We start from the raw sequence: 11133 nt of genomic DNA on the forward strand, positions 1-11133 counted from the left end.
GAAAGATCCCGAAATGTCCGAGTTTGACTACGACCTGTTCGTCATCGGTGCCGGCTCCGGCGGCGTCCGCGCCGCACGCATCGCGTCCGGCCACGGCGCCAAAGTCGCCGTCGCTGAGGAATACCGCGTCGGCGGCACCTGTGTCATCCGCGGCTGCGTCCCCAAGAAACTGCTGGTCTATGGCGCCCATTTCGCCGAGGATCTCGTCGACGCCCGCCGCTTCGGCTGGCAGCTCGGCGACCGTAGTTTCGACTGGCCGACGCTACGCGACAACGTCCTCGGCGAGGTCGACCGGCTTAACGGAATCTATCTCAACACGTTGGAATCGCACAACGTAACCGTCTATCCGGTACGCGCCACCTTCGTCGATCAGCACACACTAGACGTCGGCGGCGAGCGCATTACGGCAAGGCATATCCTAATTGCGACAGGCGCTCGGCCGCTGACTCCGGCGCTGCCCGGCGCCGAATTCGGCATCACCTCGAACGAGGTTTTCCACCTCGAAACCCTGCCCAAGCGTCTCGTCATCGCCGGCGGCGGCTATATCGCCAATGAGTTTGCTGGAATCTTTCATGAATTCGGCGTGCACGTAACCTTGCTCAACCGCGGCGACACCATATTGCGCGATTGGGACCCGGCGCTGCGCGACCGCCTGCTGACCATCTCGATGGCCAAGGGGCTGAATTTCAAATTTAACTGTGGCCTTGAAAGCCTTGAAAAGACGGACACCGGCATTCGCATCAACATCCATGACAACGACCCGATCGAAGCCGACCAGTTCCTCTGGGCCATCGGCAGGCGCCCCAATGTCGAAAGCCTCGGCCTCGAAGCCGCCGGCGTCGACCTCGACGACCGCCACGCCATCCGCGTCGACGAGGACAGCCGTACCAGCGTCCCGCACATCTACGCCGTCGGCGACGTAACCGACCGTATCCAATTGACTCCAATCGCTATTCGCGAAGGTCACGCCTTTGCCGACAGCGTTTTCGGCGGCAAGCCATGGCGCGTCGACTACAACGCCGTGCCCAGCGCGGTCTTCTCCAACCCGCCGCTCGGCAGCGTCGGCCTGACCGAGTCCCAGGCGCGCAACACGCTCGGCGACGTCCGGGTGTTCACGTCCGATTTCCGCCCCATGCGCAATGTGTTAGCCGGCCGCAACGAGCGCGCCCTTTATAAGCTCATCGTCGATGTCGCCACCGACAAGGTCGTCGGCGCCCATATGATCGGCCCGGACGCACCCGAGATATTGCAAGCGGTCGCCATCGCCATCAAGGCTGGTTTGACCAAGGCACAGTTCGACGACACCGTCGCACTCCACCCCACCATGAGCGAAGAACTTGTTTTGATGAAGTAAATTACGCTGTCTTGAAAGCGGCGTCCCAAAGGGGCAAAGGGACTGCATAATGACGACCGCACACCACTGGACCCCGACAAGCTGGCGCGCCCACGAGGCCCGCCAGCTCCCGACCTATCCCGATGCCGAGGCACTGGCCAAAGTCGAAACCGAGCTGAAGTCCTACCCGCCGCTGGTTTTTGCCGGCGAAGCGCGCGACCTGACCGCACAGCTGGCGGATGTCGAGGCGGGCAAGGCTTTCCTGCTCCAGGGCGGCGACTGCGCTGAAAGCTTTGCGGATTTTCACCCCAACAATATCCGCGACACCTTCCGCGTCCTGTTGCAGATGGCCGTCACCCTGACCTTTGCATCGAAAATGCCGGTCGTGAAGGTCGGCCGCATGGCAGGCCAGTTCGCCAAGCCGCGCTCGGGTGATTTCGAGGAGCAGGACGGCGTCTCGCTGCCCAGCTATCGCGGCGACAATGTCAACGACATCGCCTTCAACGAAAAGGCCCGCACCCCCGACCCGGAACGCATGCGCACCGGTTACATGCAGTCGGCAGCGACGCTCAACCTGCTGCGGGCCTTCGCCAGCGGCGGCTATGCCAACCTCCACCAGGTTCACAAATGGAACCTCGATTTCACCGGGCGCTCGCTCTGGTCCGACCAGTACAAGGCTCTTGCCGACCGCATCGGCGAAGCGCTAGATTTCATGGAAGCCTGTGGAATCTCACCGGAAACCGTGCCGCAACTGAAGGGCACCAGCTTCTTCACAAGCCATGAAGCGCTGCTGCTCGGCTACGAACAGGCGATGACTCGGCAGGATTCTCTGACCGGCGACTGGTACGATACCTCGGCGCACATGCTCTGGATCGGCGATCGCACGCGTTTCGCCGGATCGGCTCACGTCGAGTTCCTGCGCGGTGTCGGCAACCCGCTCGGCCTCAAGTGCGGGCCGACCACCGAGCCCGACGATCTGCTCCGCCTGCTCGACACGCTCAATCCAGCCAACATTCCCGGCCGCATGACGCTGATCACGCGTTTCGGTCATGACAAGGTCGAGGCCAGCCTGCCCCGCCTGATCCGCGCCGTGCAAAAGGAGGGCCGCCGGGTCATCTGGTCGTGCGATCCGATGCACGGCAACACCGTCAAGGCCGTCGGCGGGCTCAAGACGCGTCCATTCGACCGCATCCTTGCCGAAGTGAGAAGCGTGTTCGCCGTCCACCGCGCCGAAGGCAGCCACGCCGGCGGTATCCATGTTGAAATGACCGGACAAAATGTCACCGAATGCACCGGCGGCGCCATCGCGATCACCGACGAAGGCCTTGCCGACCGTTACCAGACCCAGTGCGATCCGCGTCTCAACGCCAGCCAGAGCCTCGAGCTAGCCTTCCTGATCGCCGAGGCCCTCAAGGCCGAACGCGAGGCCCGGCCGGCGCGGGCCGCTTGACTTTGCCACAATTGCGGGCCATCTCCGCGCTCCGCAGCGGCCCCTTCGTCTAGCGGTTAGGACGTCGCCCTCTCACGGCGAAAGCACGAGTTCGATTCTCGTAGGGGTCACCATTTTTTGCGGATCACCAGCCATACGGCGCTCATCGATGATGTCGATCCTTGCCGGCACGCTGCGGCAGTCATGACATGACGCCGAAATACGACGCCGTGATCGTCGGCGGCGGCCATAACGGCCTGGTCTGCGCCTTCTATCTCGCCCGCGCCGGGCTCAAGGTCCGCATTCTCGAACGCCGCGCGATCGTCGGCGGCGCCGCGGTGACCGAGGAATTCCACCCAGGCTTTCGCAATTCCATCGCCAGCTACACGGTCAGCCTGCTCAACCCCAAAGTCATCGCCGACATGAAGCTGGTCGAACACGGCTATCGGGTCATCGAGCGTCCGGTGTCGAACTTCCTGCCGCAACCCGATGGCCGCTCGCTGCTCATCGGCGGCGGTCTTGAACGCACCCAGGCCGAGTTCCGCAAGTTCAGCCAGCACGACGCCGATATCCTGCCGCACTATTACCAGTCGCTCGAGGCTGTCGCCGACGTGCTGCGCTCGTTGTCGATGCAGGCACCGCCCAATCTCGGCGACGGTCTCGGCGCGATGATCGCCGCCGTGAAACAAGGCCGCCCGCTGTCGCGCCTGTCGATCGAAAAACAGCGCGACGTGCTGGATTTGTTCACCAAAAGCGCCCGCAGCGTGCTCGACGGCTGGTTTGAAAGCGAAGCCGTCAAGGCGGGTTTCGGCTTCGACGCCGTTGTCGGAAATTATGCCAGCCCCGACACCCCGGGGTCGGCCTATGTCCTGCTCCACCATGTCTTTGGCGAAGTGAACGGAAAGAAGGGCGCATGGGGCCATAGCGTCGGCGGCATGGGCACGATCACGCAGATCATGGCGAGGGTCTGCGCTGACCTCGGCGTCGAAATCAGCCTCGAAGCACCGGTGTCGCGCGTGCTTGTCGATGGTGACCGCGCCGTCGGCGTGCTGGTGGAAAGCGGCGAGGAAGTCCTCGGCAAACGGGTGATCGCCAATGTCGGCCCGCGCCTGCTCTACGAACGCCTGTTCGATCCGTCCGAGCTTCCGGCCGATTTCCTGCGCCGCATCCGTGCATTCAAGACCGGCTCGGGCACGTTCCGGATGAACGTTGCGCTGTCGGCGTTGCCCGATTTCACCTGCCTGCCCGGCCCCGGCCCGCACCTGCAATCGGGCATCATCATCGCCCCGACGCTCGATTACATGGACCAGGCCTTCACCGACGCCAAGGCGCTCGGCATGGCGAAGGCGCCGATCGTCGAGATGCTGATCCCGTCGATCGTCGACGACAGTCTTGCGCCGGTGGGCAAGCACGTCGCCAGCCTGTTCTGCCAGCAATTTGCTCCCGAGCTTCCGGACGGCCGCAGTTGGGACAATGAGCGCGAGGCCGCCGCCGACCTCATCATCGACACCGTCGAAACCTATGCGCCCGGCTTCAAGGCCTCGGTGATCGCGCGGCAGATCCACTCACCACTCGATCTCGAACGCAAATTCGGCCTCGTTGGCGGCGACATCATGCATGGTGCCATGTCGATCGACCAGCTATGGGCGGCGCGCCCGGTGCTCGGCCATGGCGGCTACCGCGGGCCTCTGAAGGGCCTGTACATGTGCGGGGCCGGTACTCATCCGGGCGGCGGCGTGACCGGCGCGCCCGGCCACAACGCGGCGAAAGTCATCCTTTCGGACGCCAGCCTGTTTGGCAGGCTACGCGGGCGCGGCTGAACCGAGGGACAATGTCCGCGCAACGCGGGTCAGGCAGCCAGCCTCGCCGATTTGCCCCGGTCGAGCGGACAGCCGATCAATCGTTCATATTCGGCTTCGGCGAGACCATAGCCGCCGGCCGCCAGCGCCTCCATGCCCGAGCGATCGAGCATCCGGATATCCGAACGGTGGTTGGTTACCAGCCCGCGCCCCGCAAGCTTGCCGAGTGCGACGGTCACGCCGGCCCGCCGAACGCCCAGCATCATGCCGAGAAACTCATGGGTGACGCGCAGGTCGTCACCGTCGACCCGGTCGTGGCACATCAGCAGCCAGCGCGCGAGCCGTTGCTCGATCGACAGGTTGCTTGCGGCGATCGTGCTCGACAGCTGCACCATCATGGCCTGGACATAGTGAAGGAGATAATGGTGGAGCGTCGGGCTCGATGCCATGACGTCGTTGAGCAGCGCGACGGGGAGCTTGATGGCCGAGGTTCCCGCAATCTGGACATAGGCCTCGTGCGGGGAATAATCGGTCGCCAGCACCGTGGCCGTCTCGGACATGCCTTCACGACCGAAAAGGCCGACTTCACCCGACGCACCATCGAGGCGAACGGCCACGATCGATACCAGGCCGTCTTCCGGGAAGAACACATGATCGATCTTGCGGCCGGCCTCGTGCAATTGCAGGCGGACAGGAAGTTCGATGCGGCGGAAATGGCCCGCGAGCGCCGCAAAGTCCGCCGACGGCATCCTCTGGAGCAAGCTGTTACCGATGCTTCGCTGTTCCAAAGGATTTGACCCAATTCACGACTGTGTACGCTATAGCACAGATAGCGAACGGTAACGCCACGTCGTCGGCGACTGCAGGCTGCTAGGGTGCCGTGGTCCCCAGCGCGGGGTAGTCGGTATAGCCTTCGGGGCCTCTCGAATACCATTTCCGGGGGTTGTCCTCGGTCAGCGGTGCGCCGGTGCGGAAACGTTCGACGAGGTCGGGGTTGCCGATATATTTCCGACCCCATGACACAGCGTCGGCGAGGCTGGCGTCCAGATCGGCCTGGGCATTTTCGAAGGTATATTCCTGGTTCAGGACCAGCGGACCAGTAAAGATTTTCCGGATTTTGGCGCCGAGCTTGGGAACGGCCGACGAACCGAAGCTGCTGTCCGGCGTCAGCTGGCGCAGTTCAAGAAAGGCGATACCGAGGCCGTCGAGGATCCTTGCCGCCGGCAGGAACACAGCCTCGGGGTCGCTGTCGTCGGTGCCTTGCGATTCGCCGTTGGGCGAGAGCCGGATAGCAGTACGATCGGCACCAACTTCGGCGACGACGCGCTCCATTACTTCGCGCATCAGCCGGGTACGGTTCTCGGGCGGGCCGCCATATTCATCACCTCGCGCATTGACGCCATCGCGCAGGAACTGGTCGATGAGATAGCCATTGGCGCCATGGACCTGGACGCCGTCGAAGCCGGCGGCGATGGCGTTGCGGGAGGCGCTGGCATAATCGTCGATCGTCTGGCGGATGTCGTCGAGGGTCGCGGCCCGCGGCGTGCCATAGGGATTTTTCTCGGGCACCGCATAAGGCGCGCGCACCGGCGACGACGAGATCGATTCCTGGCCTGTCGTATCGGGACGGGCGAGCCGGCCCATGTGCCACAACTGCGCCATGATGCGTCCGCCGGCGGCGTGGACGGCATCGGTGATCGGCTTCCACGCCTCGACCTGTTCGGCGGTCCAGATGCCCGGCGCATTCGGCCAACCAAGCCCCGTCCGGCTGATGCCCATGGCTTCGGCGATGATCAGACCGGCGCTGGCGCGCTGGCGATAGTATTCGATCATGATCTCGGTCGGCACATGGTCGCCCGTGGCGCGGATGCGGGTCAGCGGCGCCATGAAGATGCGGTTAGGCGCCTCGATCGCGCCGATGGTGATGGGATCGAACAGACTGGGCATGAGGCTCCCCTTTGCGCGCGCTTTCTGCCGCCGCCAACGGCGCAATGCTACCTATCGTATCGAACACCCGGTTGCATTCGGTATGCCAGTTCGGACATGCCCTCCGCCAGCAGCGCAGCCATCCGGGCATTTTGCACCGGGTCAGCGAGCAGGTCTTGCCGAACCTCGAGCTCGACATAGGGCCGCTCCGCGGCAAAGGCATGACGCGGTACCGTATAATCGGTCCCATCCATACGATATGGCTCGTTGTTACCAATCGTCAGCCCCGACCGGGCTTCAAGCCAGCCGAGCAGGCGCAGCGCAAGCGTGTCGTTATGGCCGGCGTGGAGGATGCCGATGTCCCATGGCCGGTCGGCGCCGCCCATGCGCGGCGTGAAGCTGTGCAGCGACACCAGCATGTGTGCAGGTGCGAGTGCCGACGCGATGGCAGCCTGGTAGGGCTCGTGGATCTCGGCCACCCGGCGCCGGCGCGCGGCATCGTCGAGGCCGATATTGCCGGGGATTGCAGTGCCGTCGCTTTCGGCCGGCATCGCCCCGGCTGCGTCAGGGTCACGGTTGCAGTCGATGACCAGCCGCGAATAAACCTGGCGGATGAAGACTGCGTCGAGATGGTGGGCGAGGCTGCGACCCAGCGTTTCGGTGCCGATGTCCCAGGCGATGTGGCGGACCAGGTCGTCGTGGGAAACGCCTAGCTGGCCGAGCGCGTTCGGGATGACATTGCCTGCATGATCGCCGACCAGCAGGTACGGCGAGGTCCCGTTCGGGTTGACGATTGCAACGGGCGACAATTCGTCATCGAGCAATATTCGTTGCGAATCGTCGGTCACGCGGCAAGACTTTCCAGATGATCGTGCTGACCATAGATCACCTGACGACGTACACCTACCGCCGCAGCGTGACGTTCGGCGAGCACCGGATCATGACCCGGCCGCGCGAAAGCCATGACCAGCACGTACTCGAATCAAGCCTCGTCATCGACCCGGAGCCGATCGAACTGCGCTGGCTGCAGGACGTTTTCGGCAACTCGGTCGCCATCGCCCGTTTCGGCGAGCGCGCCTCCCGATTGAGCATTCACAGCCGCTCGCGGATCGAGCATCGGCCGATGTCGCGCGCCGATGTCCATGTCGAGGATTACGCCCACAATTACCCGTTTACCTATTCGTCGGAGGACATGCCGGACCTGCTGCGGTCGATCGAGCGTCAGCATCTCGACCCATACCGCGTGATCGACAACTGGGCGCGGCAGTTCGTGCCGGACGGCGTCAGTATCGAAACGATGGCGGTGCTGGTCGCCATGACCGCGGCGATCCGGCGCGACTTCATGTATGTGGCCCGCCACGAAAAGGGCACCCAGACGCCGACCGAAACGATCACCAGGCGGCAGGGGACCTGCCGCGATTTCGCCGTGCTGATGATCGAGGCGGCACGCGCGCTCGGCTTCGCTGCACGTTTCGTCTCGGGCTATGTCTATAGCCCATCGGCGCGGGACCGGCGCCTGGGTGGCGGCAATACCCACGCCTGGGTCCGCATCTTCCTGCCGGGATCGGGATGGGTCGAGTTCGATCCGACCAATGGCATCGTCGGCAACCGCGGACTGGTAAGGGTCGGCGTCGCACTTGACCCTTACCAGGCAGTGCCACTTTCGGGCACCTGGGCCGGTTTTCCCGGCAGCGAGATCGGCATGGCGGTCAGCGTTGACCTCATTCTCGATTCTCGGGCGTTAGGCACGTCCGAAGGACGATCGACGACGTCCGAAGGACGACCGACTTATGCTGATACGCGCCGGCTGTGATATCAGGTTCGAGACCTATACCAGCGCGCCGATGATGGCGATGTTGAGCGTCCATCCATCGCGCAACAAGGATCTGCGGACCGTACACCGCATCACCGCCGCGCCGGATGTGCCGATGTACGATTATCTCGACGCCTTCGGGAACACCTGCACGCGCGTCGTGGTGCCGCCGGGCGGCCTGACACTGTCGTGCGATTTTGTCGTCGAGGATTCAGGTCTGCCCGATGTCCAGGCCCATGGTGCCCCGCAAGCCGACGTCAACGACCTGCCCGACGACATCCTGATGTACCTGCTCGGCAGCCGCTATTGCGAAACCGATCGCCTCTCGGATGTCGCCTGGTCGCTGTTCGGCAATACCGAACCGGGCTGGGCCCGCGTGCAGGCCATTGTCGACTATGCCCATCGTCATATCGAGTTCGGCTATCACCATGCGCGACCGACGAAGACAGCTTGGGATGCCTATCAGGAAGGCACCGGCGTGTGCCGCGATTTTGCGCATTTGGCGATCACCCTGTGCCGGTGCATGAATATCCCGGCGCGCTATTGCACCGGCTATCTCGGCGATATCGGTATTCCGCCGGTCGATGCGCCGATGGATTTTCGGCCTGGTTCGATGTCTATCTCGGCGGACAATGGTATGTGTTTCGATGCCCGGCATAATCGTCCGCGGATCGGTCGCATCCTGATGGCGCGTGGACGCGATGCCACCGATACGGCACTGACGACGACGTTCGGGCCGTCGCGGCTGGTCCGGTTCGACGTGCACACTGACGAGGTCGAAGCCATTGCCTGATCAAGAGACCATCATCCTGACCAACCCCCTGCTTGCCGAGTGGGACGGGGTATGGGGTGCGCCGCGGTTCGATCTGTTCGCAGCGGACGATTTCATCCCCGCACTGACGGCGGCAATGGCGCTGAACCGGGCCGAGATCGAGGCGATCGCGACCAATCCGGCACCTGCGGATTTCGACAACAGCATCGCGGCGATGGAGCGCGCGGGAGCGGCACTGGCGCAGGTGCGGCGGGTGTTCTGGATGCTCGCTTCGGCACAGTCGACCCCGGATATTCGCCGGATCGAGAGCGCGATCGGCGAAATGCTGACCCGCCACGGCACGGCGCTCGGCCATGACCCGCGACTGTTCGAACGCGTCGCGGCGGTCTGCAATGGGCGCGACCAGGCCGCGCTCGATGGCGAGCAGCTGCGGCTGCTCGAGAACAGCTATCGCGGTTTCATCGCCGGCGGCGCGCAGCTCGGCGGCGAAGCGAAGGCCCGATTTGCTGCGATCGACGAGCGGCTGCAGGCGCTGTCGACGGCGTTCGGGCAGAACGTCCTTGCCGCCGGTGCCGAATGGGAATTGTGGCTGGATCGCGCCGACCTCGATGGCCTGCCCGACAGCCTCTGTGCTTCGGCGGCGCAGCGTGCGGCAGGCGCCGGTCAACCCGGGCGGTTCCTGTTTACGCTCGATCGGGGCGACTTCGAAAACATCCTGGGCTTTTCGGCGCGGCGCGATATGCGCGAAACGATGTGGCGCGCCTTCACCGGCCGCTGCGATGGCGGCGATCGCGACAACCGGCCGCTGATCGGTGAAATCCTGGCGCTCCGCCGCGAGCGCGCCGAACTGCTCGGCTTTGCCAGCTTTGCCCATTACAAGCTCGACGACAGCATGGCGAAGACGCCGGCGGCAGCGGCGGCACTGCTCGAAAGGGTCTGGCTGAAGGCGCATGGCCGAGCGCTCGATGAGCTCGCCGAGCTGCAGGAATTTGCGGATGCCGAAGGCGCTGCGTTCGAACTTGCTGCGTGGGACGTTCGATTTTACGCCGAACAGGTGCGGCGGACACGCTATGCGCTTGATGGCGCTGCCGTGCGGACGCATCTGACCCTCGAGGCGGTTCGCGCGGCGGCTTTTGGTGCCGCTGGGCGGCTGTACGGGCTGCGCTTCGATCGCCGCGAGGACTTGGCGGTCTATCATCCATGTGTCGCCGCCTGGGCGATTACCAACAGCGACGGCACCCCGGCCGGGCTGCTTTTTACCGACGATATCGCCCGCGCCGAAAAGCACGGCGGGGCGTGGATGGGGTCGCTGCGAGTCCAGGAAAAGCTCGATGGCCGGGTGCAGCCGGTGATCTATACCGTCGCCAATTTCGCAGCGGCGCCGCCGGGCGAAGCGACGCGGCTGTCGCTCGACGAGGCGCGCACGCTGTTCCATGAATTCGGTCATGCCATGCACGGGCTGCTGTCCGACGTGACCTATCCCAGCCTTGCCGGCACTTCCGTGGCGCGCGACTTCGTCGAGTTTCCGAGCAAGTTCATGGAGCATTGGATCACGGCCCCGGAAGTGCTGGCCGGTTTCGGCGTGCCCGACGCGCTGATCTCCGCGATCGGCCGGGCGGGGACCTATGGCGAGGGCATCGCCACGCTCGAGTTCCTCGCCTCGGCGATCGTCGACTTGGAGATCCACGTCGGCCAGCTGGGCGACTGGCAATCCGTTGAAGTCGCAGCACTCGAGCGCCTCGGCCTGCCCGCCGCCATCGCGATGCGTCATCGCCTGCCGCATTTTACCCATGTCTTCGACGGCGGTTATGCGGCGGCCTATTACAGCTATCTATGGTCGGAAGTGCTCGATGCCGACGCCTTCGAGGCCTTTACCGAGGCGGGCAATATCTTCGACCCGGTGCTGGCGGCGCGCTTTCGCAGCGAGATCCTGGCGCAGGGCGATGCCCGCGACCCGGCGCTGTCTTTCGCGGCGTTTCGCGGCCGCGCGCCGCTGGAGGACGCCTTGCTCAGGGCGAGAGGCCTGGCCTAGCTGACCGAATTTGGTGACGCATTGCCGGC

General features: G+C 64.3%; 8 protein-coding genes, 1 tRNA gene and 1 pseudogene. 7 read left to right on the plus strand and 3 right to left on the minus strand.

Features of this window, described 5'->3' with window-relative positions:
- Positions 1-13: 13 nt before the first annotated feature.
- The 4 genes from gor to IEW98_RS05935 all read left to right on the plus strand — a co-directional run bounded on the left by gor (position 14) and on the right by IEW98_RS05935 (position 4582).
- Positions 14-1354 carry a glutathione-disulfide reductase gene (gene gor, locus IEW98_RS05920; protein ID WP_188762010.1) on the plus strand — a complete coding sequence of 447 codons (1341 nt, stop codon included), beginning with the start codon at positions 14-16 and terminating at the stop codon, positions 1352-1354.
- 49 nt (positions 1355-1403) lie between these two features.
- Positions 1404-2783, plus strand: coding sequence for a class II 3-deoxy-7-phosphoheptulonate synthase (locus IEW98_RS05925; RefSeq protein WP_188762011.1), 1380 nt, complete (start codon positions 1404-1406; stop codon positions 2781-2783).
- Positions 2784-2821: 38 nt separating this feature from the next.
- Positions 2822-2896: transfer RNA gene (locus IEW98_RS05930), tRNA-Glu, on the plus strand.
- A 75-nt stretch (positions 2897-2971) separates the two neighbouring features.
- Complete coding sequence (locus IEW98_RS05935) at positions 2972-4582, plus strand: phytoene desaturase family protein (protein WP_188762012.1); 1611 nt, start codon at positions 2972-2974, stop codon at positions 4580-4582.
- Positions 4583-4611: 29 nt separating this feature from the next.
- On the opposite strand, the gene IEW98_RS05940 is transcribed toward IEW98_RS05935, so the two are convergent.
- The 3 genes from IEW98_RS05940 to IEW98_RS05950 all read right to left on the minus strand — a co-directional run bounded on the left by IEW98_RS05940 (position 4612) and on the right by IEW98_RS05950 (position 7335).
- Positions 4612-5310: a Crp/Fnr family transcriptional regulator gene (locus IEW98_RS05940; protein ID WP_188762013.1), complete on the minus strand. Its 699-nt coding sequence runs from the start codon at positions 5308-5310 to the stop codon at positions 4612-4614.
- Between the two features lie 121 nt (positions 5311-5431).
- Positions 5432-6508: an alkene reductase gene (locus tag IEW98_RS05945; protein ID WP_188762014.1), complete on the minus strand. Its 1077-nt coding sequence runs from the start codon at positions 6506-6508 to the stop codon at positions 5432-5434.
- 47 nt (positions 6509-6555) lie between these two features.
- Positions 6556-7335, minus strand: coding sequence for an N-formylglutamate amidohydrolase (locus tag IEW98_RS05950; RefSeq protein ID WP_188762015.1), 780 nt, complete (start codon positions 7333-7335; stop codon positions 6556-6558).
- A 17-nt stretch (positions 7336-7352) separates the two neighbouring features.
- On the opposite strand from IEW98_RS05950, the gene IEW98_RS05955 reads away from it, so the two are divergent.
- From IEW98_RS05955 to IEW98_RS05965, 3 genes and pseudogenes are all read left to right on the plus strand, one after another.
- The gene (locus IEW98_RS05955) at positions 7353-8300 is read left to right on the plus strand and encodes a transglutaminase family protein (RefSeq protein ID WP_188762016.1); all 948 of its coding nucleotides are present in this window, start codon (positions 7353-7355) and stop codon (positions 8298-8300) included.
- Positions 8278-9093: pseudogene (locus IEW98_RS05960) on the plus strand (transglutaminase-like domain-containing protein). Before IEW98_RS05955 ends, IEW98_RS05960 begins: the two are co-directional and overlap by 23 nt.
- The gene (locus tag IEW98_RS05965; RefSeq protein WP_243450571.1) at positions 9086-11104 is read left to right on the plus strand and encodes a M3 family metallopeptidase; all 2019 of its coding nucleotides are present in this window, start codon (positions 9086-9088) and stop codon (positions 11102-11104) included. Before IEW98_RS05960 ends, IEW98_RS05965 begins: the two are co-directional and overlap by 8 nt.
- Positions 11105-11133: the final 29 nt, after the last annotated feature.

The organism is Sandarakinorhabdus glacialis (assembly GCF_014643455.1).
Classification (GTDB): Bacteria; Pseudomonadota; Alphaproteobacteria; order Sphingomonadales; family Sphingomonadaceae; genus Sandarakinorhabdus; species Sandarakinorhabdus glacialis.

Coding starts and splice junctions, on each gene's coding strand:
- IEW98_RS05925 (WP_188762011.1), top strand. CDS start 1,404: ATGACGACCGCACACCACTGGACCCCGACAAGCTGGCGCGCCCACGAG.
- gor (WP_188762010.1), top strand. CDS start 14: ATGTCCGAGTTTGACTACGACCTGTTCGTCATCGGTGCCGGCTCCGGC.
- IEW98_RS05935 (WP_188762012.1), top strand. CDS start 2,972: ATGACGCCGAAATACGACGCCGTGATCGTCGGCGGCGGCCATAACGGC.
- IEW98_RS05945 (WP_188762014.1), bottom strand. CDS start 6,508: ATGCCCAGTCTGTTCGATCCCATCACCATCGGCGCGATCGAGGCGCCT.
- IEW98_RS05955 (WP_188762016.1), top strand. CDS start 7,353: ATGATCGTGCTGACCATAGATCACCTGACGACGTACACCTACCGCCGC.
- IEW98_RS05940 (WP_188762013.1), bottom strand. CDS start 5,310: ATGCCGTCGGCGGACTTTGCGGCGCTCGCGGGCCATTTCCGCCGCATC.